Annotated in this window: 25 protein-coding genes; 3 read left to right on the plus strand and 22 right to left on the minus strand. The window is 61.8% G+C overall.

Annotated features, from left to right (window positions below; genetic code table 11):
- Positions 1-79: 79 nt before the first annotated feature.
- From xseA to leuA, 3 genes are all read left to right on the plus strand, one after another.
- On the plus strand, positions 80-1,459 hold the full coding sequence (gene xseA / locus ACLEJQ_RS01155; RefSeq protein WP_440791388.1) for an exodeoxyribonuclease VII large subunit: 1,380 nt from the start codon (positions 80-82) through the stop codon (positions 1,457-1,459).
- A 3-nt stretch (positions 1,460-1,462) separates the two neighbouring features.
- Positions 1,463-2,284 (plus strand): peptidoglycan DD-metalloendopeptidase family protein, encoded by an 822-nt coding sequence (locus tag ACLEJQ_RS01160; RefSeq protein ID WP_440791390.1) that lies wholly within the window; start codon positions 1,463-1,465, stop codon positions 2,282-2,284.
- Positions 2,285-2,742: 458 nt separating this feature from the next.
- Entirely contained in the window at positions 2,743-4,422 is a 1,680-nt protein-coding gene (gene leuA, locus ACLEJQ_RS01165; protein ID WP_440791392.1) for a 2-isopropylmalate synthase, read from the plus strand.
- A 183-nt stretch (positions 4,423-4,605) separates the two neighbouring features.
- On the opposite strand, the gene ACLEJQ_RS01170 is transcribed toward leuA, so the two are convergent.
- From ACLEJQ_RS01170 to trmJ, 22 genes are all read right to left on the minus strand, one after another.
- Complete coding sequence (locus ACLEJQ_RS01170) at positions 4,606-4,827, minus strand: hypothetical protein (RefSeq protein ID WP_440791394.1); 222 nt, start codon at positions 4,825-4,827, stop codon at positions 4,606-4,608.
- 260 nt (positions 4,828-5,087) lie between these two features.
- On the minus strand, positions 5,088-5,879 hold the full coding sequence (locus tag ACLEJQ_RS01175; RefSeq protein WP_440791396.1) for an amidohydrolase: 792 nt from the start codon (positions 5,877-5,879) through the stop codon (positions 5,088-5,090).
- Positions 5,867-7,015 carry a pyridoxal phosphate-dependent aminotransferase gene (locus ACLEJQ_RS01180; RefSeq protein WP_440791398.1) on the minus strand — a complete coding sequence of 383 codons (1,149 nt, stop codon included), beginning with the start codon at positions 7,013-7,015 and terminating at the stop codon, positions 5,867-5,869. The genes ACLEJQ_RS01175 and ACLEJQ_RS01180 overlap by 13 nt, the downstream gene beginning before the upstream one ends.
- Positions 7,016-7,284: 269 nt before the next feature.
- On the minus strand, positions 7,285-8,757 hold the full coding sequence (gene der, locus ACLEJQ_RS01185) for a ribosome biogenesis GTPase Der (RefSeq protein ID WP_440791400.1): 1,473 nt from the start codon (positions 8,755-8,757) through the stop codon (positions 7,285-7,287).
- A 201-nt stretch (positions 8,758-8,958) separates the two neighbouring features.
- Positions 8,959-10,110 carry an outer membrane protein assembly factor BamB gene (gene bamB / locus ACLEJQ_RS01190; RefSeq protein ID WP_440791402.1) on the minus strand — a complete coding sequence of 384 codons (1,152 nt, stop codon included), beginning with the start codon at positions 10,108-10,110 and terminating at the stop codon, positions 8,959-8,961.
- Complete coding sequence (locus ACLEJQ_RS01195) at positions 10,103-10,744, minus strand: YfgM family protein (protein ID WP_440791404.1); 642 nt, start codon at positions 10,742-10,744, stop codon at positions 10,103-10,105. The genes bamB and ACLEJQ_RS01195 overlap by 8 nt, the downstream gene beginning before the upstream one ends.
- 40 nt (positions 10,745-10,784) lie before the next feature.
- A complete protein-coding gene (gene hisS / locus ACLEJQ_RS01200) occupies positions 10,785-12,074 on the minus strand; it encodes a histidine--tRNA ligase (RefSeq protein ID WP_440791406.1) in 1,290 nt (429 codons plus the stop codon).
- A gap of 22 nt (positions 12,075-12,096) precedes the next feature.
- Complete coding sequence (gene ispG, locus ACLEJQ_RS01205; protein ID WP_245144933.1) at positions 12,097-13,206, minus strand: flavodoxin-dependent (E)-4-hydroxy-3-methylbut-2-enyl-diphosphate synthase; 1,110 nt, start codon at positions 13,204-13,206, stop codon at positions 12,097-12,099.
- 3 nt (positions 13,207-13,209) lie between these two features.
- Positions 13,210-14,247, minus strand: a complete 1,038-nt coding sequence (locus ACLEJQ_RS01210) for a RodZ domain-containing protein (RefSeq protein ID WP_440791408.1) — start codon at positions 14,245-14,247, stop codon at positions 13,210-13,212.
- On the minus strand, positions 14,247-15,005 hold the full coding sequence (gene pilW, locus ACLEJQ_RS01215; protein WP_440791410.1) for a type IV pilus biogenesis/stability protein PilW: 759 nt from the start codon (positions 15,003-15,005) through the stop codon (positions 14,247-14,249). The genes ACLEJQ_RS01210 and pilW overlap by 1 nt, the downstream gene beginning before the upstream one ends.
- A gap of 12 nt (positions 15,006-15,017) precedes the next feature.
- Positions 15,018-16,163: a 23S rRNA (adenine(2503)-C(2))-methyltransferase RlmN gene (gene rlmN, locus ACLEJQ_RS01220; RefSeq protein ID WP_440791412.1), complete on the minus strand. Its 1,146-nt coding sequence runs from the start codon at positions 16,161-16,163 to the stop codon at positions 15,018-15,020.
- A gap of 28 nt (positions 16,164-16,191) precedes the next feature.
- Positions 16,192-16,617, minus strand: a complete 426-nt coding sequence (ndk, locus tag ACLEJQ_RS01225; protein WP_245144937.1) for a nucleoside-diphosphate kinase — start codon at positions 16,615-16,617, stop codon at positions 16,192-16,194.
- A gap of 92 nt (positions 16,618-16,709) precedes the next feature.
- Positions 16,710-16,910: a Fe-S cluster assembly protein IscX gene (iscX, locus tag ACLEJQ_RS01230; protein WP_440791414.1), complete on the minus strand. Its 201-nt coding sequence runs from the start codon at positions 16,908-16,910 to the stop codon at positions 16,710-16,712.
- Positions 16,911-16,925: 15 nt separating this feature from the next.
- Positions 16,926-17,267, minus strand: coding sequence for an ISC system 2Fe-2S type ferredoxin (fdx, locus tag ACLEJQ_RS01235; RefSeq protein WP_440791416.1), 342 nt, complete (start codon positions 17,265-17,267; stop codon positions 16,926-16,928).
- Positions 17,268-17,270: 3 nt separating this feature from the next.
- Positions 17,271-19,133 (minus strand): Fe-S protein assembly chaperone HscA, encoded by a 1,863-nt coding sequence (gene hscA, locus ACLEJQ_RS01240; protein ID WP_440791418.1) that lies wholly within the window; start codon positions 19,131-19,133, stop codon positions 17,271-17,273.
- Between the two features lie 50 nt (positions 19,134-19,183).
- Positions 19,184-19,705 carry a co-chaperone HscB gene (hscB, locus tag ACLEJQ_RS01245; RefSeq protein WP_440791419.1) on the minus strand — a complete coding sequence of 174 codons (522 nt, stop codon included), beginning with the start codon at positions 19,703-19,705 and terminating at the stop codon, positions 19,184-19,186.
- A gap of 8 nt (positions 19,706-19,713) precedes the next feature.
- Positions 19,714-20,037, minus strand: a complete 324-nt coding sequence (gene iscA, locus ACLEJQ_RS01250) for an iron-sulfur cluster assembly protein IscA (RefSeq protein ID WP_047702172.1) — start codon at positions 20,035-20,037, stop codon at positions 19,714-19,716.
- Positions 20,038-20,061: 24 nt separating this feature from the next.
- Entirely contained in the window at positions 20,062-20,448 is a 387-nt protein-coding gene (gene iscU, locus ACLEJQ_RS01255) for a Fe-S cluster assembly scaffold IscU (protein WP_003185157.1), read from the minus strand.
- A 43-nt stretch (positions 20,449-20,491) separates the two neighbouring features.
- Positions 20,492-21,706: an IscS subfamily cysteine desulfurase gene (locus tag ACLEJQ_RS01260; RefSeq protein ID WP_024777045.1), complete on the minus strand. Its 1,215-nt coding sequence runs from the start codon at positions 21,704-21,706 to the stop codon at positions 20,492-20,494.
- A gap of 50 nt (positions 21,707-21,756) precedes the next feature.
- On the minus strand, positions 21,757-22,248 hold the full coding sequence (gene iscR, locus ACLEJQ_RS01265) for a Fe-S cluster assembly transcriptional regulator IscR (protein ID WP_024777044.1): 492 nt from the start codon (positions 22,246-22,248) through the stop codon (positions 21,757-21,759).
- 249 nt (positions 22,249-22,497) lie between these two features.
- Positions 22,498-23,274, minus strand: coding sequence for a serine O-acetyltransferase (gene cysE / locus ACLEJQ_RS01270; protein ID WP_207966500.1), 777 nt, complete (start codon positions 23,272-23,274; stop codon positions 22,498-22,500).
- 1 nt (position 23,275) lies between these two features.
- Positions 23,276-24,046: a tRNA (cytosine(32)/uridine(32)-2'-O)-methyltransferase TrmJ gene (gene trmJ, locus ACLEJQ_RS01275; RefSeq protein WP_440791422.1), complete on the minus strand. Its 771-nt coding sequence runs from the start codon at positions 24,044-24,046 to the stop codon at positions 23,276-23,278.
- Positions 24,047-24,112: the final 66 nt, after the last annotated feature.

Here is a 24,112-nt window from a genome sequence, read left to right on the forward strand (position 1 = left end):
TTGCTCGCGATGAAGGCGACTCGATCAAATTATTTGCACGCATGGAGCTTCAACCACAAATGCCCTTATCATGCCGTCCATGATTAAAGATCCCTTTGCCCGACTGGGCCTGGACCGCGAGGTCCTGACTGTCAGCCAGCTCAACGGCCGTGCGCGGGTGTTGCTCGAAGACGTGTTCAGCAACATCTGGGTCGAGGGCGAAATTTCCAACCTTGCCCGCCCTGCTTCCGGGCACGTGTACTTCACCCTCAAGGACAGCGGCGCCCAGGTGCGTTGCGCGTTGTTCCGGCAGAACGCCGCGCGGGTGCGCCAGGCGCTGAAGGACGGGCTGGCGGTCAAGGTTCGCGGCAAGGTCTCGCTGTTCGAGGGCCGTGGCGACTATCAATTGATCCTCGACACGGTGGAGCCGGCCGGCGACGGCGCCCTGCGCCTGGCCTTCGATGCCTTGAAAGACAAGCTCAGCGCCGAAGGCCTGTTCAGCGCCGAGCGAAAGGTGCCACTGCCGGCCCATCCGCAACGCATCGGCATCATCAGTTCGCCCACCGGCGCGGTGATCCGCGACATCATCAGCGTCTTCCGCCGCCGCGCACCGCAGATCTCGCTGACTTTGATTCCCACCGCCGTACAAGGCCGCGAGGCCACCGCGCAGATCGTCCGTGCCTTGAAACTGGCGGACGCCCGGGGCTTCGATGCACTGATCCTGGCTCGGGGCGGTGGTTCGCTGGAAGACCTGTGGTGCTTCAACGAAGAAGCCGTAGCCCGGGCCGTGGACGCCTGTGTCACGCCCATCGTCAGTGCCGTGGGCCATGAAACCGACGTGTCCATCAGCGATTTCGTCGCCGACGTGCGCGCCCCGACGCCCTCAGCCGCCGCTGAACTCCTGGCGCCGGACGCCGCAGACCTGGTGCGCCGGGTCGAAAGCCTGCATCGCCGGTTGGTGATGCGCATGCGCGACCGGCTGATGCGCGATCAACTGCGCCTCGAAGGCCTGACCCGGCGCCTGCGCCATCCGGGCGAACGCCTGCGCCAGCAAGCCCAACGCCTGGATGACCTGGACATGCGCCTGCGCCGGGCCTTCGAGCGCAGCCTCAACACTCGCCGCGAACGCCTGATCCGCCTGGAAACCCGCCTGGCCGGGCAACATCCCGGCCGGCACCTGGCCTTGCTGCGTCATCGCCTGGACAGCCTCGCCGAACGCTTGCCCCGGGCCATGCGCGAAGGCTTGAAAGCGCGACGGCTGCAATTGCACAACCAGATGCAGACCCTGCACATCGTCAGCCCCTTGGCGACCTTGGGCCGTGGCTACAGCATTCTGCTGGACGAGCGCGGCCATGCCATCCGCAGCGCCAGCCAGACCCAGACCGGCCAGCGTCTGAGCGCCCGTCTCGGCGAAGGCGAGCTGTTGGTGCGGGTCGAAGACAATCACCTGACACCGGTCACCCTTTCTCTACTGGATTGATCCATGCCGCGATTTCTAGCGCCCCTGCTGTTGCTCTGTCTGACTTTCAATGCCCACGCCGACAGTTACATCACCCGCCTGCTGAACAAGCCGGTGCCCGGCGGCGTCGCGGTCGTGGACCTGGGCAGCGCTGCCCAGGCGCCGAAAGCCAGTTATCAGGGCAAGCCGGTGCTGGTGGTCAAGGAACAGGACAACTGGCTGGCGATTGTCGGCATTCCGCTGACCGTCCAGCCCGGTACCCAGCAGGTCAAGAGCGGCGGCAGCACACAGCCGTTCGTGGTCGGCTACAAGAAGTACCCCGAGCAGCACATCACTCTCAAGAACAAGCGCCAGGTCAACCCGAACCCGGCGGACCTCAAGCGCATCGACACCGAGATGGCCGTGCAATTGAAGGCCTACCGTAGCTTCAGTCCGAATATCCCCAGCAACCTGCTGCTGGACAAACCGGTCAACGGCCCGCTGTCGAGCAAGTTCGGCGTGCGCCGCTTCTTCAACGGCGAAGAGCGCAACCCCCACGCAGGCCTGGATTTCGCCGTGCCCGCCGGTACGCCGATCAAGACCCCGGCCGCCGGCAAGGTGATCCTGACCGGTAACTATTTTTTCAATGGCAACACGGTGTTCGTCGACCACGGACAAGGCTTCATCAGCATGTTCTGCCACATGTCGAAGATTGACGTGAAGGTCGGCCAGCAACTGGCCCGGGGCACGGTCGTGGGCAAGGTCGGCTCCACCGGTCGGGCGACCGGGCCGCATATGCACTGGAATGTCAGCCTGAACGATGCGCGGGTGGATCCGGCGATTTTCATTGGGGCGTTTCAGCCCTGAGCCTTGTGCTGAAGCGACCAGCCTCATCGCGAGCAAGCTCGGCTCCCACAGGTACAGCGCTATTTCAAAAGTACCGAGCTACCCTGTGGGAGCCGAGCTTGCTCGCGATGGGGCCGGCAATAGCACCGCCTCTCTCTGAATTGCCGATCCAGAAACATCGACGCAATAAAACCATAAATCCTTCGATAAATTGCGATTAAATCTCGCAGAACCGTCCAAAAGCAGAACTTCTCTCAATTTTTCCCGACTGCTTGCGATCCTTTCATCACGCGGTTAGGGTTGAGGGCATGAAAACCTCTCACACCCTCATTCAGCTTCGCCAGCACCGCAGCCTGTGCCTCGTCAGCGCACGACTGCCGGGCTGAATCGCGGCACCTCGTCCAGGCTCTGAAGCCACCCCGTTCGAACCACCGGCAGGCCGCCTTTTTTCCGGCCACGACAATAAAAGGATTCCCACGATGAGCATGCTCAAAGACCCGTCTTCCAAATACCGCGCTTTTCCGACCATCAACCTGCCCGACCGCACCTGGCCATCGAAGACCATCACCACCGCGCCGATCTGGTGCAGTTCCGACCTGCGTGACGGTAATCAGTCGCTGATCGAGCCGATGGACGCGGTCAAGAAGCTGCGCTTCTGGAAAACCCTGGTCGCCGTCGGCGTGAAGGAAATCGAGGCGTCGTTCCCGGCGGCTTCGCAAACCGACTTCGACTTCGTGCGCACCCTCATCGAAGAGGGCCACATCCCGGACGACACCACCATCCAGGTGCTGACCCAGGCCCGTGAAGACCTGATCGCCCGGACTTTCGAATCCCTGCGCGGCGCGAAGAAAGCCATCGTCCACCTCTACAACGCCACCTGCCCATCATTCCGCCGCATTGTGTTCAACCAGGACAAGGAAGGCGTGAAGGAAATTGCGGTGAACGCGGCCAAGCTGTTCGTCAAATACGCCGCCCAGCAGCCGGAAACCCAGTGGCAGTTCGAATACTCGCCAGAGACCTTCAGCGCCACCGAGCTGGAGTTCGCCAAGGAAGTCTGCGACGCCGTCATCGAAGTCTGGAACCCGACGCCCGAGCGCAAGATCATCCTCAACCTGCCGGCCACCGTGGAAGTCGCCACCCCGAACGTCTACGCCGACCAGATCGAGTGGTTCCACCGCAACATCAGCCGTCGCGACAGCGTGCTCATCAGCCTGCACACCCACAACGACCGTGGCACCGGCGTGGCCGCCACCGAACTGGGCCTGATGGCCGGCGCCGACCGCGTCGAAGGCTGCCTGTTCGGCAACGGCGAGCGCACCGGTAACGTCGACCTGGTGACCGTGGCCCTGAACCTCTACACCCAGGGCGTCGACCCTGAACTGGACTTCTCCGACATCGACGGCGTGCGAAAGGTCGTGGAAGAGTGCAACCAGATCCCGGTGCACCCGCGTCATCCGTATGTTGGCGACCTGGTTCACACTGCGTTTTCCGGATCGCACCAGGACGCGATCCGCAAAGGCTTCGCCCAGCAGAAATCCGATGGTCTGTGGGAAGTACCGTACCTGCCGATCGACCCGGCCGACATCGGCCGCAGCTATGAAGCCGTGATCCGGGTGAACAGCCAGTCCGGCAAAGGCGGCATCGCTTACCTGCTGGAACAGGAATACGGCATCAGCCTGCCGCGTCGCATGCAGATCGAGTTCAGCCAGGTGGTACAAGGTGAAACTGATCGTCTCGGCCTGGAAATGACTGCCCAGCAGATCTACAGCTTGCTGCAACGCGAATACCTGCAAGCCAACACTCCGTACGCGCTGGTCAGCCATCGCTTGCAGGAAGAAAACGGCAACAGCGCCGTGGAAGTGGAAGTGGCGAGCAAAGGCCAGGGCGAGACCAACCTGCACTGGCGTGGCAAGGGCAACGGCGCGCTGGAAGCGCTGGTGGCCGGCCTGCCGATTCCCGTGGAGATCATGGATTACAACGAACACGCCATCGGCGCCGGCACCAACGCCAAGGCCGCGGCGTACATCGAACTGCGGGTCAACGGTGAACGTGCCGTACACGGCGTGGGCATCGATGAAAACATCACCACGGCCAGCTTCAAGGCACTGTTCAGCGCCCTGAACCGCTCGCTGAGCCAGCCTGAAGCCAAAGCGGCCTGATCCATCGCTGAAATGCAAAAAGGCCCTGGGGTGTGAACCCTGGGGCCTTTTTGTTTGGCTGATCGTTTTGTGCTGACTGCGCTGGCCTCATCGCGAGCAGGCTTGCTCCCACAGTGGGCGTCGTTTGCAAAACCCTGTGGGAGCGAGCCTGCTCGCGATGAGGCCAATCAGGCAACAAAATTGTCAGGCGTGGGTATCAATCTCCACGGTCATAGCCTGCAACAGCGCCCCGCGCAGGGTCATCAACGTGGCTTGGGTACCCATGATCTGATTTTGCAGCGCCATGGCCTGCTGGGCCTTTTGCTGTTCATTGGCCCGGCTGTTCTGGATCTGGGCCAACTGAGCCTGCTGTTGAGCCAACAGTTTCTCGGTCTGCTCGATCTGCTTCTTCAGCTGTTCGATCACTTGTTCTGTTGGACTGCTTGCACTGCCGGCGCCTTCAGCGGTAGGCGTCTTGGCAGGATCTTTGGTCTCTTTGAGGCCCAACGATACCGTGAGGCTGGTCGCACTCGCCGGCTCTTGCTCTGCTCCTTTAAGCGTGACTTTCGGCGTCGATGGCAGGTAAGGGTTAATGTGGTTGCACTAATTGTGGTCATAGGGACTCCTCCTTGGCTGCCCCGTATATCGGACTACCCTGGCGCTTTTTGAGGGCTGAATCGTATCAATCAGATGAATTCGAACTGATCGGCATCCAGGTTCGCCGGGAACCGCGTGCGATAGGCCGCCAGGTCCGCCGAATTCAAGCAGACCATGAACACGCCGTCCGCTTCGCCGGCACTGAGCAGGGTCTCGCCCTGGAAATCCAGCACCTGGCTGTCACCGGTGTAGGCAAAACCCTTACCGTCGGTGCCGACGCGGTTCACGGCCGCCACGTAGCACAGGTTCTCGATTGCCCGAGCCGGCAACAGGCGATTCCAATGCTGGCGCCGCGCTCCCGGCCAGTTGGCGGTGTACAGCAGCAGGTCGGTGTCCGTGGCGTCGCGGCTCCAGACCGGAAAACGCAGGTCGTAGCAGATCAACGGACGAATCCGCCAACCCTTGAGTTCCAACAGCACCTGCCGCCCGCCGGGGGTGTAGTGATTGTGCTCCCCGGCCATGCGAAACAAATGGCGCTTGTCGTAATGCAACACCTCGCCGTCCGGCCGCGCCCAGAGCAAGCGATTGCGATGGCTGCGGTCGCCGGCCTGAACAATCACGCTACCGGTGATGACCGCGTTCAGCTTCGCCGCCTGAGCCTTGAGCCAGTGATGGGTCGGACCGTTTTCCGGCTCGGCCAGTGTCTCGGATTCCATGGAGAAGCCGGTGGTGAACATTTCCGGCAGGATAATCAGGTCAGCCCCGTGCGCCTGCTCCAGCAGCGCCTCGAAATGCTCCAGGTTGGCCCGACGGTCGTGCCAGGCCAGGGTGGTCTGGACCAGGGCAATGTTCAGGTTCGGCAACGCACTCAGATCACGCATAGTTTTTCCGCCGCTTCACGCAGCGTCTCCTCGCGCTTGGCAAAGCACAGGCGCACCAGGCGCTGGCCTTGGGGTGGGTCCTGGTAGAACACCGAGACCGGAATCGTCGCCACCCCGTGTTCGCGGGTCATCCACACCGCCATGTCGACGTCGTTCAGGTCCGGACGGATCCGGGAATAGTCCACCAGCTGGAAATAGGTCCCGGTGACTCGTTTGAAACTGAACCGCGACGGCGCCAGCAGATCGCAGAACAGATCGCGCTTGGCCTGGTAGAAATCCGGCAGCTCGTCCACATGTTGCGGATGCTCGGCCATATAGTCGGCGAGGGCGTATTGCAGTGGCGTCACGCCGCAGAAACTGACGTACTGGTGGACCTTGCGCAGTTCCGCGGTCAGGGCCGGCGGCGCCACGACGTAGCCGGTTTTCCAGCCGGTGACGTGATAGGTCTTGCCGAACGAACTGACGACAAACGCTCGTCGGTACAGTTCTTCGTGGGCCAGCACGCTGGCATGGGGCACGCCGTCGAACACCAGGTGTTCATAGACTTCATCGCTGACCAGGTAGATGTCGCGGCCTCGGATCAGAGCCGCCAACTGGTCCAGTTCAGCCCGGCTGATCAGGGCGCCGCTGGGATTGTGCGGGGTGTTGAGGATGATCATGCGCGTACGCGGGCTCAGGGCTTCGCCGAGTCTCTGGAAGTCGATGGCGAAGTCTTCCAGGCCCAGTTGCACGTGCACGCAACGCCCGCCGGCCAGCTCGACGGCGGGCTCGTAGCTGTCGTAGCACGGGTCGAACACGATCACTTCATCACCGCTGTGGACCACCGCGGCAATGGCGCAGAAAATCCCCTGGGTCGCGCCGGGGGTCACGGTGACTTCCTGATCGGCATCGACGCTGGCGCCGTAGCTGCGGGCGATCTTCGCCGCAATCTGCTGACGCAGGGCCGGCAGGCCAGTCATCGGGGAATATTGGTTGTGGCCTTGGGCAATGTGCCGGCCGACCGCATCGCGCAAGGCCTGCGGACCATCGAAATCAGGAAAGCCCTGGGACAGGTTCAGCGCGCCAGTCTGCGCGGCCAGCTGGGACATCTGGGTGAAAATGGTGATGCCGACATTCGGCAGCTTGCTGGTGATCATCAAGGCTTCTCTGCGTCTGCGCCCGGCTCTGGCGCGGCGCGGGAGAGATCGAGGATAGCCCAATCGCCGGGCATGAAAAAGGGTGCCTCGGTGGGCACCCTTTCATCTATCCAGACAACCGTGGCGAGGGAGCTTGCTCCCGCTGGGCTGCGCAGCAGCCCCTTGGGTTCTGCCTGACGCACTGCGATGGCAGATACATCTTGGGGTTGCTTCGCAACCCAGCGGGAGCAAGCTCCCTCGCCACATAAAGCTCTCAAATCGCCGGCGACTCAGCGCTTGTCCCGGCGCTTCTTATCAGCCTTCTTGTGGTGCGACATCAAGCGGCGCTTCTTGTTGACCTGGCGGTCGGTGAGCGTGTTCTTGTTGCCTTCGTACGGGTTCTCGCCGCCCTTGAACTCGATGCGAATCGGCGTGCCGACCAGCTTCAGGACGCGGCGATAGGTGTTTTCCAGGTAACGGACGTACGACTTGGGCACCTTCTCGATCTGGTTACCGTGGATCACGATGATCGGCGGGTTGGCACCGCCCAAGTGGGCGTAGCGCAGCTTGATCCGGCGGTTGTTGACCATCGGTGGCGCGTGCTCGCTGACCGCGTCCTCGAGGATCTGGGTCAGGCGGTTGGTCGGCCAGCGGGTCACCGCCGACTTGAACGAGTTCTGCACCGAGGCGTAGAGGTTGCCCACGCCCGTGCCGTGCAAGGCCGAGATGAAGTGGATGTCGGCGAAGTCGACGAAAAACAGCCGGCGCTGCAATTCGACCTTCACGAAATCCCGCTCGCTCGGGGTCATGCCGTCCCACTTGTTGATCGCGATCACCAGCGCACGCCCGGCTTCCAAGGCGAAGCCCAGCAGGTTCAGGTCGTGGTCGACCACGCCTTCGCGGGCGTCCATCACGAAGATCACCACGTTGGCGTCCTTGATCGCCTGCAACGTCTTGACCACGGAGAACTTCTCGACTTCTTCGTGGATCTTGCCGCGCTTGCGCACGCCAGCGGTGTCGATCAGCGTGTACTTCTCCTCGTTGCGCTCGAACGGGATGTAGATGCTGTCACGGGTGGTGCCGGGTTGGTCGTACACAATGACCCGGTCTTCACCGAGCATGCGGTTGACCAGCGTCGACTTGCCCACGTTCGGGCGGCCGATGATGGCGATCTTGATCCCGTCTTTTTCGCTCGGACCCGGAATGCGCTTGGCTTCCTCGCCTTCGGCGACGATTTCTTCTTCGCCCTCTTCCGGCTCGTCGTTATCGTCTTTCGGGAAGTCCGCCAGGGCGATTTCCAGCAACTGGCTGATACCACGGCCGTGTGCACCGGCGATCGGGATCGCCTGGCCCATGCCCAGTGGTGCGAACTCGGCGCGGGCCATGTCCGGGTCGATGTTGTCGACCTTGTTGGCGACCACGTGGGAGCGCTTGTTACGTTTGCGCAAATGCTCGGCGATCATCTGGTCGGCGGCGGTAAAACCGGCCTTCGCGTCCACCAGGAACAGCACCACATCGGCTTCTTCGATGGCGAGCAGCGATTGCTCGGCCATTTTTTCGTCCATGCCGTGTTCATCACCGGAGATGCCGCCGGTGTCGACCAGAATATAGGTACGCCCTTGCCACTTGGCCTCACCGTATTGGCGATCACGGGTCAGACCGGACAAGTCGCCGACGATGGCGTCGCGAGTCCTGGTCAGGCGGTTGAACAAGGTGGACTTGCCGACGTTAGGTCGGCCCACCAAGGCGATTACGGGAACCATGCGGCTCTCCACTTCGTTATTTCAGAAAATACAAAAGCCGCTGCGAGGCAGCGGCTGGTGCTCGGAGGCAGTCCTGTGGGAGCGGGCTTGTTCGCGAAAGCGGTGGGTCAGTTCACGCATACACGTCTGATACACCGCTTTCGCGAGCAGGCTCGCTCCCACAATGGAACAAGCCGCTTGGGGGTCAGCCCAAGCATAGTCTTACTTGATGGTCAGGGCTTCCAGTTTGCCGCTGTTGCCATACACATAGATCATGTTGCCCGCCACCAGCGGACGGGCACGCAAGCCGTCGCTGTCGATACGCTCGCGACCGACGAAGCGACCGTCCACTTGACTGAGCAGGTGCAGGTAACCTTCCAGGTCACCCACAGCAACGTAGCTGGAGAACACTTCCGGGGCCGACAGTTGACGACGGGCCAGGGAATCGTTGCTCCACAGCGCGGTGGTGGAACGCTCGTCGACGCCCTCGACGGTGCCCGAGGCCAGGCTCACGTAGACGCTACCGAAACCCTGGGCGACGCCGGCGTAACTGGACGCGTCGCGCTGCCACAGCGGGCGACCGCTTTCCAGGTCCAGTGCGGCGACGCGGCCCTGGTAGCTGGCGACGTACAACGTGCCGCCGGACAGCAGCAGGCCGCCATCGATGTCGACCACGCGCTCCAGCTCCGAACGACCTTGCGGGATCGCGACACGTTGCTCCCACACCGGCACGCCGTTGGACACATCCAGGGCAACCACTTTACCGGTGGACAAGCCCGCGACCGCGAGACGGTTGGTGACGATCGGCGCGCTGGTGCCACGCAGGGTCAGCACCGCCGGAGTGCTGTCATATACCCAGCGCTGGTTGCCGGTGGCGGCATCCAGGCCGATCAGACGGTCGTCCTGGGTCTGGACCACCACCACGTCACCGTTGGTGGCGGGCGGTGCAAGCACCTCACTGGTCACACGGGAACGCCACTTTTCTTCGCCATTGCTGGCGTCGAGGGCCACGATCTCGCCCTTGAGCGTGCCGATCATAACCAGCCCATAACCCACGCCCACGGCGCCGGACACTGGCAGTTCAAGATCCTGCTTCCATTTCACGTCGCCATTGCCGCGATCCATCGCCATGACCACGCCGGTGACGTCACCGGCATAGATGGTGTCGCCGTCGATGGCCGGCACCAGCATGTTGTAGGTTTCGCCCTGGCCTTCGCCGATGGAACGGCTCCATTGCTTCTGCAGCACGACTTCTTCTTTGAAATCGGTCAGTTCGGCCGGAGGCAGTTCTTTCTTGCTGTTGCTGCTGCAACCCGCGGCCAGAATGGCCAGGGCCAGCAATGCTGCATGTTTCCAACGGATCACGTCATGCATCCCCTTTGGCCAGGTCGTCCAGCTTGATTTGCAAGCCACCGACCGCCGCTTCATCCGACAGCGCAGCCTTGGCTTTTTGGTAGGCCGCATGGGCCTCGTCGGCACGGCCCAGCTGTACCAGCAGGTCGCCCTTGAGCTCTTCGCGGGTCGCCAGGAACGCCTTGTCGGCATCGCCTTCGAGCAGTTTCAGTGCATCTTCGGTCTTGTTCTGCGCCGCCAGCACCTGTGCCAGGCGCTGACGCGCCACTTCGCCCAGGGTCGGGTTGGCCGGTTTGTCGACGATGCCCTTGAGCTCGCTGGCCGCGTCGTCCAGCTTGCCGCTGTCTACGGCGACCTTGGCCACGAACAGGCGACCGTACTGGGCGTAGGCGCTGCCGCCGAACTCCTTGTCCAGCTTGCCGGCCAGGTCCGCCACACGCGCCGCATCAGGCTTGCCGTCCGGGGTCAGGGTGGTCTCCAGCAGTTGCTGATAGAGCATCGAGGCGCCTTGCGACTGGTTGCTCTGGTATTTCTGGTAGGCCTGCCAGCCGAACACGATGACCAGCGCCAACAGGCCGCCAGTGACCAGCGGCTTGCCGTTGCGCGTCCACCAGTCCTTCAAATCCGCCAGCTGTTCATCTTCGGTACTCGACACCCCAATACTCCTTAATCGCTAAATCGGCTGTTTAACAGCTTCAACCCTGCACGACGCAGGTGGCCAGGTGTGCGGCGAGCGCATCCCAGGCAATACTTTGTTGTTCGCCCTGGCCACGCAGGGGTTTGAAACCTACCACTTGTTGGGCCAGTTCGTCGTCACCCAGGATCAGTGCATACAGCGCACCGCTCTTGTCGGCTTTCTTGAACTGGCTCTTGAAACTGCCGGCGCCGGCGTTGATCTGCAGGCGCAGGTTGGGCAACTGATCGCGCACCCGCTCGCTCAACGCCAGCGCGGCCAGTTCGGCGGCCTCGCCGAAAGCGCACAGGTAGACGTCGACCTGACGGGCCAGTTCTTCAGGCACCTTGTCCAGCGCCTCCAGCATCAGCACCAGACGCTCGATGCCCATGGCAAAGCCCACGCCCGGGGTCGGCTTGCCGCCCATCTGCTCCACCAGCCCGTCGTAACGGCCGCCGGCGCATACGGTGCCCTGGGCCCCGAGTTTGTCGGTGACCCATTCGAAGACGGTCTTGCTGTAGTAGTCGAGGCCACGGACCAGCTTGGGGTTGATCACGTAGGGAATGCCCACGGCGTCCAGGCGCGCCTTCAACCCTTCGAAGTGCGCACGGGATTCGTCGTCGAGGTAGTCGGCCATTTTCGGCGCGTCGGCCAGGACCGCCTGGGTGTCGGCATTCTTGGTGTCGAGCACGCGCAGTGGATTGGTCTTCAGGCGGCGCTGGCTGTCTTCGTCGAGCTTGTCCAGGTGCGCGGAAAGAAACTCCACCAGTGCTTCACGGTAGCGACCACGGGACTCGCTGGTGCCCAGGCTGTTGAGTTCAAGCTTGACCGCGTCACGAAGGCCCAGCTCGCCCCACAGGCGCCAGGTCATGACGATCAGCTCGGCGTCGATGTCCGGGCCGTCGAGGTTGAACACCTCCAGGCCGATCTGGTGGAACTGTCGATAACGACCTTTCTGCGGACGTTCGTGGCGGAACATCGGGCCGATGTACCAGAGTTTCTGCACCTGACCACCACCAGTGATGCCGTGCTCCAGCACCGCACGCACGCAAGCCGCCGTGCCTTCGGGGCGCAGGGTCAGGGAATCGCCGTTGCGGTCGTCGAAGGTGTACATCTCCTTTTCGACGATGTCGGTCACTTCACCGATGGAGCGTTTGAACAGCTCGGTGAACTCGACGATCGGCATGCGGATTTGTCGGTAACCGTAGTTATCCAGCAAACGCGCCACGGTGCTTTCGAAATAGCGCCACAGCGGCGTCTGTTCGGGCAGGATGTCGTTCATGCCACGAATGGCTTGCAGAGACTTGCTCACAAAAATTCCTTAATTCGTTCGATCAGCCGCGGGCGATGAGCGCTGCGTCGGCTTCGACCTTTTCGGCCGCTTTCTCGCGGATCAGCCGTTCCAGCTCATCCACCAGATTGTCATTCGTCAGTTTCTGCGACGGCTTGCCGTCGATGTAAATCAGGTTCGGCGTGCCGCCCGTCAGGCCGATATGGGCCTCCTTGGCTTCGCCCGGCCCGTTGACCACGCAACCGATCACCGCGACATCCAGCGGCACCAGCAGGTCTTCGAGACGCCCTTCCAGCTCGTTCATGGTCTTGACCACATCGAAGTTCTGCCGCGAGCAGCTCGGGCAGGCGATGAAGTTGATCCCACGGGAACGCAGGTGCAGGGACTTGAGAATGTCATAGCCGACTTTCACTTCCTCGACCGGATCCGCCGCCAACGAGATGCGAATGGTATCGCCAATCCCTTCGGCGAGCAGCATACCGAGGCCAACGGCGGATTTCACCGTACCCGAGCGCAACCCACCGGCTTCGGTGATGCCCAGGTGCAGCGGCTGGACGATTTCCTTGGCCAGCAGCCGGTAGGCCTCGACAGCCATGAACACGTCGGAGGCCTTCACGCTCACCTTGAAGTCCTGGAAATTCAGGCGTTCGAGGTGCTCGACATGGCGCAGCGCCGACTCTACCAGCGCCGCCGGGGTCGGTTCGCCATATTTCTTTTGCAGGTCTTTTTCCAGGGATCCGGCGTTCACGCCGATGCGGATCGGAATACCACGGTCGCGGGCGGCATCCACCACCGCGCGCACACGGTCTTCGCGACCGATGTTGCCCGGGTTGATGCGCAGGCAGTCCACACCCAGCTCGGCCACGCGCAGGGCGATGCGGTAGTCGAAATGAATGTCGGCTACCAGCGGCACCTTGACCAACTGCTTGATCTTGCCGAACGCCTCGGCGGCGTCCATGTCCGGCACCGAGACCCGCACGATGTCGACACCGGCGGCTTCCAGGCGATTGATCTGGGCCACGGTGGCGGCCACATCGTTGGTGTCGCTGTTGGTCATGCTCTGCACAGCGATAGGCGCATCGCCGCCCACGGGCACGTTACCGACCCAGATCTTGCGCGATTCGCGACGTTTGATTGGAGATTCGCCGTGCATGACTTATTGACCCAACTTCAGGCGAGCAGTCTCGCCACTGGTGAACGGAGCCACATCGACCGGCTGGCCGTTGTAGCTGACCTGCGCGCCACGGGCATAGCCCAGGCGCACGGCAAACGGTGGCTTGCCGTTGACGGAGGTGCTGTCGCCCTTGCGCTTGAGGCCGCTGAACAAGACTTTGCCATTGCCGTCGGTGATTTGCGTCCAGCAATCGGCAGTGAACTGAATCTGTACCTGGCCTTCACCGGCGGCGGGTGCTGCGGGCGTCACGGGAGCCACTGGTGCAGCCGGCGCGGCAGCTGGAGCAGCCGGAGCCGCTGCGGTCGGCGCATGGGTGGCAGGAGCGGCCGGCGCCGGGACCACCGGTGTGCTGGTGGCCGGCGCCGGAGCGGTCGGTGTGGTTGGAGCAGCGGCAGGCGCGACAGGGGCGGCGGGCACGCCTGGCTCGGTACCGGCTTCGGCACCTTCCTGACCCTGCGGCAGCGCGAGCGCGGTTTCGCCTTCGGCCTGGCCTTCCAGCACGGCCTGGTCTTCCGGCTCGTCCAGCGGATGGATCCGAGTGGTACCGTCGGCGCCCTCCACTTCCACATGCTCAGGGGCCAGGGCCACTGGTTCCTTGGTGCGCAGGGCGGTTTGATCCTGCCACCAGACGAAACCGCCGCCAATCACGCCGATCAGCAACAACAGGCTGACCAGCCGCAGAATAGTGTGGGAAACGCGAACCGGCTCTTCGATGCGACCCAGGCTGTGCACGCTGCTGCCCTGGGCATCGGAACCGGTGTATTGGTCGAATTGCTGGACCAGGACCGTCTGGTCCATATCGAGCAGCTTGGCGTAGGCGCGGATGTAGCCGCGGGCAAAGGTATGCCCCGGCAGCTTGTCGAACGCGCCCGCTTCCAGATTGCTCAGGGAAGTCACCGTGAGATTGAGCTTGACGGCCACCTGGGCCAGCGACCAACCATTGCTTTCACGGGCCTGACGCAGGGTCTCACCTGGGTTTACGCGAGAGGCTGCTACAACTTCGGGATGCGCCGCTTTCATCATTGCTCCGACAGGTATTGCTGATATTCCGGCGTACCGGGATAGAGTCTTTTTAGTTGCAGGCCATAGCTTGCGGCTTTGTCACGGTCTTCGAATACACGGGCCAGCCGGACACCGAGCAATAGACTACGTGCATTTTGCTCGCTGAGCAGGCTAAACCGCTCGTAGTAGTCGCGCGCGGGCACATAATGCCTGTCTTCGTAAGACAACTCAGCCATTTCCAGCAATGCCCGCGGCTGCTGGCGGTTGAGCCGCAGGGCCTTTTCCAACTGCTGGCGGGCCAGGTCACGCTGGCCGAGTTGCGCGGCGGTCATGCCCAGGTTCTCGAAAACCCGCGAGCGCTCCGGATAAAGCGTGTCGGCGGCGGCCTGTTCGAAGCGCTCGTAAGCTTCCTTGTAACGCTTCTGCTCGTAAAGAAAACTGCCGTAGTTGTTCAGGATCCGAGCATCCTGCGCACGAGCCGACAACGCCTTGCGAAAATGCTGGTCGGCCAGTTCCGGCTCCAGCTCGGCCTGAAACACCAGGGCCAGGGCTGCGTTGGCATCGGCGTCGGAATCGTCCAGCTCCAGGGCCTTCTTGAGCGGCACCTTGGCCCGCTCGGTCATACCTTGTTGCAAATAGCCGATGCCCAACTGCACATAAGCCACACGTGCTTCCTCGCGTCCCTTGCTGGTTTTCATCGGATTGTAGTCACCCGACAGAACACAACCGGTGCAAAGACCGGACAACAGCAAAACGAGCGCGAAGCGCAGGGACATAGAGATCCTCTCTTAGTGACGGTTCGCCGCGTTCACGACATCGTCGGCGGCGTTCAGCTCGCGCACGGCAATGTAGCGCTCACTGCGACGGGTGCGATCCAGCACCTGCCCTACCAACTGGCCACACGCGGCATCGATGTCTTCGCCACGGGTGGTGCGCACGGTGACATTGAAGCCAGCGTGGTGAAGCTGATCCTGGAAGCGCCGGATCGCGTTGTTGCTCGGACGCTCGTAGCCCGAATGCGGGAACGGGTTGAACGGGATCAGGTTGATCTTGCACGGGATGTCCTTGAGCAGCTCGATCATCTCGACCGCATGCTCGACCTTGTCGTTCACATCCTTGAGCAGGGTGTACTCGATGGTCAGTACGCGCTTCTCGCCCAGGGCCGACATGTAGCGCTGGCACGACTCCAGCAGCATCTTCAGTGGGTACTTCTTGTTGATCGGCACCAATTGATTACGCAATGCGTCATTGGGTGCGTGCAGCGACAACGCCAGGGAGACGTCGATGTGCTTGGCCAGCTCATCGATCATCGGCACCACGCCGGACGTGGACAGGGTCACCCGGCGCTTGGAAATGCCATAGCCCAGGTCATCCATCATCAGGTGCATGGCGGATACGACGTTGTCGAAGTTCAGCAGCGGCTCACCCATGCCCATCATCACCACGTTGGTGATGGCACGGTCGACGGTCGCCGGGACGCTGCCAAAGGATTTGTTGGCAATCCACACCTGGCCGATCACTTCGGCGGCAGTGAGGTTGCTGTTGAAGCCTTGCTTGCCGGTGGAGCAGAAACTGCAATCCAGGGCACAGCCTGCCTGGGACGAAACGCACAAGGTGCCGCGCTTGCCCTGGGGAATATACACAGTCTCGACGCAGCTGCCGGACGCCACGCGCACCACCCACTTGCGGGTGCCGTCGCTGGAAATGTCCTGGCTGACCACTTCGGGGCCGCGAATCTCGGCAACCGCCTTGAGCTTTTCACGCAAGGCTTTGCCGACATTCGTCATGGCGTCGAAATCGTCGACGCCAAAGTGGTGAATCCATTTCATCACCTGGCCGGCACGGAAACGCTTCTCCCCGATTGAGTCGAAGAATTTTTCCATTTCCTTCTGGGTCAGCCCCAGCAGGTTGGTTTTAACAGTCGATGTCGTCATGGATTCACCTTCACTCTCAAGCCAATGCTTAGCGAGTGGTTACTTCAGTAGCTGCGAAGAAGTAAGCGATTTCGCGAGCAGCAGCGGCTTCGGAGTCCGAACCGTGGACGGCGTTGGCGTCGATGGACTCGGCGAAGTCGGCGCGGATGGTGCCGGCAGCCGCTTCTTTAGGGTTGGTGGCGCCCATCAGCTCACGGTTGCGAGCGATGGCGTTTTCGCCTTCCAGCACCTGAACGACAACCGGACCGGAAGTCATGAACGCAACCAGCTCACCGAAGAAACCGCGCTCGCTGTGCTCAGCGTAGAAGCCTTCGGCTTCGGCCTTGGACAGTTGCTTCATTTTCGAAGCTACAACGCGCAGGCCAGCGTCTTCGAAGCGGGAAACGATCTTGCCGATCACGTTTTTAGCAACGGCGTCAGGCTTGATGATGGAGAAAGTACGTTGAACAGCCATGGTGTAGCTCCAGAATCGGTAATGTGTGAAAAATTAAACCCGCGAATTATACGCGGGTTCCTGGGTATTGCCTAACTGCGTAAGGGAGGGCTTCAGTCCTGCTCGTCTTTCCAGGCCGTCTGGATGGCTTCAAGGACCTTTTCACCGCCGCGATCGCGCTCATCTTCGAACCCTGGCAGCGCCATGACCATGTCACGCAACGCTACAAAGTTCACCGAATAGGGATCCGTATCCGGGTGACCATCGGCCAACAGAATAGCGATCTCTTGTACATCAACCCACTTCAGGCCCATGACGGTTCCTTTGAATCAATGCGGCGCCTCGGCCGCATGGTTAAGCGAATATTTCGGGATCTCGACGGTCAGGTCTTCCGTACCGACGATGGCCTGGCAACCCAGGCGCGATTGCGCCTCAAGACCCCAGGCGCGATCGAGGAAATCTTCCTCCAGTTCGTCCGCTTCTTCCAGCGAATCGAAGCCTTCACGAATGATGCAATGGCAGGTCGTGCAGGCGCAGACACCGCCACAGGCGCTTTCCATTTCAATATCGTGTTCATGGGCCAGATCAAGGATGGATATCCCAGGCTCAGCCTCCACCACCATGCCCTCGGGGCAGAACTTCTCGTGGGGCAAAAAAATCACCTGCGGCATCAATTACTCCTCGATTTCATTCAGGTTACGCCCCGCCAGGGCGGCTTTGACCGTTGAATCCAGGCGGCGGGCGGCAAAGGCATCGGTGACGCTCGACAGACGCTTGGTCTGCTGCTCGATGGCATAGCCATCGGTGCCTTTGATCAGTTCGGACAATTCCTGCATCTGCAATTCGATGACCATGCGCTCTTCGGCGTCGAGCAGACGGTCGCCGTCGGCCTCCAGGGCGCCCTGCACGGCTTCGATCAGGCGCTGGGCGTCGACTTGCTGCTCGCGCAACACGCGGGCTACCTTGTCGTCGCCGGCATACTGGAAGGAATCCTTGAGCATCCGGGCGATTTCGCCGTCGGTCAGGCCGTAGGACGGCTTGACCTGGATGCTCGCCTCGACACCGGACGCCAGTTCGCGGGCGGAAACATTGAGCAAACCATCGGCGTCGACCTGAAAGGTCACGCGGATCTTCGCCGCACCGGCCACCATCGCCGGGATACCGCGCAATTCGAAACGCGCCAGGGAACGGCAGTCGCTGATCAGTTCACGCTCGCCTTGCAGCACGTGGATCATCATGGCCGACTGGCCGTCTTTATAGGTGGTGAAGTCCTGGGCGCGGGCGACGGGGATGGTGGTGTTGCGCGGAATCACCTTCTCCATCAGGCCACCCATGGTTTCCAGGCCCAGGGACAAAGGAATCACGTCGAGCAGTAACAGTTCGCCACCGTCGCGCTTGTTGCCGGCCAGGGTGTCGGCCTGGATCGCGGCACCGATGGCGACCACTTGGTCCGGGTCGATTTCGGTCAACGGCTGGCGGCCAAAAGCCTGGGCCACGGCTTCGCGAACCCGAGGCACGCGGGTCGAACCACCGACCATGACCACTGCCTTGACGTCTTCCAGCTCCACGCCAGAATCACGCACGGCGCGGCGGCAGGCCTTGAGGCTACGGGCGACCATCGGCTCGATCAGCGCGTCGAAGACTTCGCGACTCAGGGAGGCTTTCCACTCGCCGTAGACCACCTCGACACTCGCCGCATCGGTCAGAGCTTCTTTCGCGGCGCAGGCGGTTTGCAACAGATGGCGTTGCGCACCTGGATCGAGGTCAGCGGACAGGCCTGCATGCTCGATGATCCAGCCGGCAATGGCGTGGTCGAAGTCATCGCCGCCCAAGGCGCTGTCGCCGCCGGTGGCTAGAACTTCGAACACACCGCCGGTCAGGCGCAGGATAGAAATATCGAAGGTGCCGCCGCCCAGGTCATAGATGGCGACTAGGCCTTCGGCGTGCTGGTCCAGACCATAGGCCACCGCCGCAGCAGTCGGCTCGTTGAGCAAACGCAGTACATTCAGGCCGGCCAGCTTGGCCGCATCCTTGGTGGCCTGGCGCTGGGCGTCGTCGAAATAGGCCGGGACGGTGATGACCGCACCCACCAGCTCACCACCCAACGCCGCTTCGGCGCGCTGGCGCAGGACCTTGAGGATGTCGGCGGAGACTTCCACCGGGCTTTTCGGGCCCTGCACGGTCTCGATGAACGGCATGTGGGATTCGCCACCGACGAAGCGGTACGGCAGCTGATCGCCCAATTGCTTGACGTCGGACAGACCACGACCCATCAAGCGCTTGACCGAAACAATGGTGTTCAACGGATCGGTCGCGGCAGCCAGCTTGGCCGACTCGCCGACTTCGACGCGGTCGGCGTGGTAGCGCACGGCAGACGGCAGGATCACCCGCCCCTGCTCGTCGGCGAGCGGTTCGCAAAGGCCGCTGCGCAAGGCAGCGACCAGGGAATTGGTGGTACCCAAGTCGATTCCCACTGCCAGGCGACGCTGGTGGGGTTGTGGACTTTGGCCGGGTTCGGCGATCTGCAGTAGGGCCATCGTAATCAGGACTTATCTGTAATCAGGCGTGCGACCGGAGCGGCACTGGGTTAATCGTCGAGGCGCTCTTCGAGCTGGCGCACTTCGTAGGTGAGCTTGTCGAGGAACTGCATGCGCCGCATCAGGCGTTCAGCCTGTTCGCGCTGCGCGGCATCGTTCCAGCAGGCTGCGAAGCTTTCGTTCAGGGTTTGCTGGGCGTCCTTCAAGCGGCGCTTGAACGCGGCGACACCGCTCAAGTCGGCACTGTCCTGCAGGTCTTCGAGTTCTTCGCGCCATTGCATCTGCTGCAAAAGAAACTCGGGATCGTGAACAGTGACTTCCAGCGGCAACTCGTGGCCGCTGATGGCGAGCAGATATCGCGCGCGCTTGGCCGGGTGCTTGAGCGTCTGGTAGGCCTCGTTGAGGTTCGCCGACTGCTCCAGCGCCCGCCGCTGCTCGGCCTCGGAGGCGTCGGCGAAGCGGTCCGGATGAACACCACGGGCCAGTTCCAGGTAACGCGCAGACAACTGATCGAGATCCAGCTGGAAAGCAGGCTGCAACTGGAACAACGCAAAATGACAAGGAGTACCCACGAGCTGCCTCAGATGTTGAAGCTTTCGCCGCAGCCACATTCACCGCGCACGTTGGGGTTGTTGAACTTGAAGCCTTCGTTCAACCCTTCCTTGACGAAATCCAGCTCGGTGCCGTCCAGGTACGTCAGACTCTTCGGGTCGATGATCACTTTCTGACCGTGACTCTCGAACACCTGATCGTCTTCGCCGACTTCGTCGACGAACTCCAGCACGTAGGCAAGGCCAGAGCAGCCCGTGGTGCGAACACCCAGGCGGATACCCTCGCCCTTGCCGCGTCCCGCGAGGGAACGCTGCACATGTCTAGCTGCCGCTTCTGTCATCTGGATAGCCATGAAAACTCCTTACCGGTGCGCGGATCAGATCAAGCCTTTCTTCTGCTTGTAATCGCGGACGGCGGCCTTGATGGCGTCTTCGGCGAGTACCGAGCAGTGGATCTTCACTGGCGGCAGGGCCAGTTCTTCGGCCAGCTGAGTGTTCTTGATGGTTTCAGCTTCATCAAGGGTCTTGCCCTTCATCCACTCGGTGGCCAGGGAGCTGGACGCGATGGCCGAGCCGCAGCCGTAGGTCTTGAACTTGGCATCTTCGATGATGCCTTGCTCGTTGACCTTGATCTGCAGGCGCATCACGTCGCCGCACGCCGGGGCGCCGACCATGCCGGTGCCGACATCAGGATCCTGCGCGTCCATCTTGCCGACGTTACGCGGGTTCTCGTAGTGGTCGATGACCTTTTCGCTATATGCCATTTGCTTCAATCCTCATCAGTGAGTCGCTCTGGTGGCGACTTCTTCAGTGCGCCGCCCACTCGATCTTCGAGATGTCGACGCCGTCTTTGTACATGTCCCAGAGCGGCGACAGAGCGCGCAGCTTGGTCACAGCCTCGCAGACTTTCTGCGCGGCGTAATCGATTTCTTCTTCGGTAGTGAAGCGGCCGAAGGTGAAGCGGATCGAGCTATGGGCCAGTTCGTCGTTGCGGCCCAGGGCGCGCAGTACATACGAAGGCTCAAGCGATGCCGAGGTGCATGCCGAACCGGACGACACGGCCAGATCCTTGAGCGCCATGATCAGCGACTCGCCCTCAACGTAGTTGAAGCTCAGGTTCAGGTTGTGCGGGACGCGGGCGGTCATGCTGCCGTTGACGTAGAGCTCTTCCAGGTGCTCGACCTGCTTGAAGAAACGGTCGCTCAAGGCCTTGATGCGCACGTTCTCGGCGGCCATGTCTTCCTTGGCAACACGGAACGCTTCGCCCATGCCGACGATCTGGTGGGTCGCCAGGGTGCCGGAACGCATGCCGCGCTCGTGACCGCCGCCATGCATGGTCGCTTCGAGGCGAACACGCGGCTTGCGGCTCACGTACAGCGCGCCGATGCCTTTAGGGCCGTAAGTCTTGTGGGCGGAGAACGACATCAGGTCGACTTTGAGCTTGGACAGGTCGATGTCGACCTTGCCGGTGGACTGGGCCGCATCGACGTGGAACAGCACGCCCCTGGAGCGGGTCAGTTCGCCGATGGCTTCGATGTCATTGACGGTGCCGATTTCGTTGTTCACGTGCATGATCGAAACCAGGATGGTGTCGTCGCGCAACGCGGCTTCAACCATGGCCGGGGTGATCAGGCCGTCTTCACCGGGCTCGATGTAGGTGACTTCGAAGCCTTCACGCTCCAGTTGGCGCGTGGTGTCCAGGACCGCCTTGTGCTCGATCTTGGAGGTGATCAGGTGCTTGCCCTTGGTGTGGTAGAAATGCGCGACACCCTTGATGGCCAGGTTGTCGGACTCGGTGGCACCGGAAGTCCAGACGATTTCCCGCGGGTCGGCGTTGACCAGGTCAGCCACTTGGCGACGGGCATTCTCGACCGACTCTTCGGCTTTCCAGCCGAACACGTGGGAGCGGGACGCCGGGTTACCGAAGTTTCCGTCGACCAGCAGGCATTCACTCATTTTTTGCGCAACACGCGGATCAACCGGGGTGGTCGCAGAGTAATCAAGGTAAATCGGCAATTTCATGGACTCTCTCCTAAATCAGGCTGGCTGGCGTTCCGCTTGCTCTGCGGCGGTCATTCGACGGCGGACGCTTCAATCTTGTCCAGGTGCGGCGCCTTGCCATTGCAACGGCGCTGGTCCTGACGCTGGGCTACTTCTTGCACCTCACGGCGGGTGACAAGGTCAGCCAAGCTGATACCGCTCAGAAATTCGTGGATCTGCAAGCTCAGGTCGCACCACAAGTGGTGGGTCAGGCAAGTATCACCGCCATGGCAGTCGCCAAGGCCCTGGCATTTGGTCGCATCGACCGATTCGTTTACCGCATCGATCACCTGGGCGACCTGGATGCCCTGCATGTCACGGGACAGCTGATAACCGCCGCCGGGACCGCGGACGCTGGAAACCAGGTTGCTGCGGCGCAGCTTGGCGAACAGCTGCTCCAGATAAGACAGGGAAATGCCCTGGCGCTCGGAGATATCGGCCAGGGACACCGGCCCGTGCTGCGCGTGCAATGCCAGATCCAGCATCGCGGTCACGGCGTATCGGCCTTTTGTAGTCAGTCGCATGGACAATTACCACGGAGTTCGGAATGGGGGCGAGTATGCAATTCCCGAGTATTTAAGTCAAGTATAAGACCTAGTGGGTTACTCAGGTTTACCCGCGAAAGAGCGGGCGCATGATAGCAAAGGGTGATCGCCGGGGACCAGCGATACCGCGTGATCGCTCATCGCGAACAGGCTCGCTCCCTCAGGGATCGCATAAACGCCACGATTCAATGTGGGAGCGAGCCGGCTCGCGATGAGGCCAGCCAGGTTTCAGCTGGCCTGGGTTTCATCCTTGTCCTTCACACACGCGAAATCTTCCTCGCGCAGCTCCGGCAGGTCCTTGGCACAGTAATTACTGCCCAGGTCTTTCAGGGCGCCACACATCCCCTCCAAGCGCCCATCGACGGCCTGCAGGTGATCGAGCAGTTGATTGATGGCGCGGGCCACCGGGTCGGGCATGTCTTCGCCGACACCATAGGCATCGAAGCCGATCTTCTCGGCCATGGCCTTGCGGCGGGCGTCCTGCTCATCATCGGACTTGACGATGATCCGCCCCGGAATACCGACCACGGTCGCCCCTGGCGGCACAGCCTTGGTCACCACGGCGTTGGAGCCGACTTTCGCCCCAGCGCCCACGGTGAACGGCCCGAGCACCTTGGCGCCGGCCCCCACTACCACACCGTCTTCCAGCGTCGGGTGGCGCTTGCCCTTGTTCCAGCTGGTACCGCCGAGGGTCACGCCCTGGTACAGCGTCACGTCGTCGCCGATCTCGGCGGTTTCACCGATGACGATGCCCATGCCATGGTCGATGAAGAACCGGCGACCGACCTTGGCCCCAGGATGGATCTCGATCCCGGTCAGCCAGCGTCCGAAGTTGGAGACCAGCCGCGCCAGCCACTTCCAGCCCAGGTTCCACAACGCGCCGGACAGCCGGTGGATCCAGATGGCGTGCATCCCCGGGTAGCAGGTCAGCACTTCAAAGGCATTGCGCGCCGCTGGGTCACGATGGAAAACGCTCTGGATATCTTCACGCAAACGTTCGAACATTTTATTTCTTCCGCTTAATCAGCTCGCCACGGGCCGCTTTCTGGGTTTCCGTGAGGATGCCGCGCAATATATTCATCTCCGCCCGGCTGACCGAGCTTCGTCCGTACAACCGACGCAGGCGCGCCATCAAGTGTCGCGGTTTCTCCGGGTCGAGGAACTCGATGTCCACCAGGGTCTGTTCCAGGTGTTCAAAGTATCGTTCCAGCTCATCCATGGTCGCCAGTGTCTCACTGCGCGGCGACGTCACCTCGGTTTTCTCGACCTTGCTTGGCTGGCCTTCAGCTGCCAGCCAGGCCATGCGCACTTCATAACCCAATACCTGCACCGCCGCCGCGAGGTTCAGGGAACTGAACGTCGGGTCGGAAGGGATATGCACGTGAAAGTGACATCGCTGCAGCTCTTCGTTGGTCAGGCCGGAGTCTTCACGACCGAACACCAAGGCAATCTCGCCGCCCTGCCCCGCTTCCTCGACGACCCTGGTCCCGCACTCACGGGGGTCGAGCAGCGGCCAGGGGATGCGTCGGTCACGGGCACTGGTGCCGAGCACCAGATTGCACCCGACCAAGGCGTCTTCCAGGGTGGCGACCACTTGCGCGCCCGTCAGGACATCATCGGCACCGGACGCCCGGGCATCGGCTTCGTGATGGGGAAACAGCCGCGGCTCGACCAGCACCAGGCGCGACAGGCCCATGTTCTTCATGGCCCGCGCAGCTCCGCCGATGTTACCCGGATGGCTGGTATTGACCAGGACGACACGAATGTTCTGCAACAAGGGAGGCGCTCTCGAACACGATAAAGGGAGCAAATCTTACATAAGCACCTACCGTTAAGCTATGAA

It is taken from the genome of Pseudomonas sp. SMV71, from assembly GCF_052042015.1.
Classification (GTDB): Bacteria; Pseudomonadota; Gammaproteobacteria; order Pseudomonadales; family Pseudomonadaceae; genus Aquipseudomonas.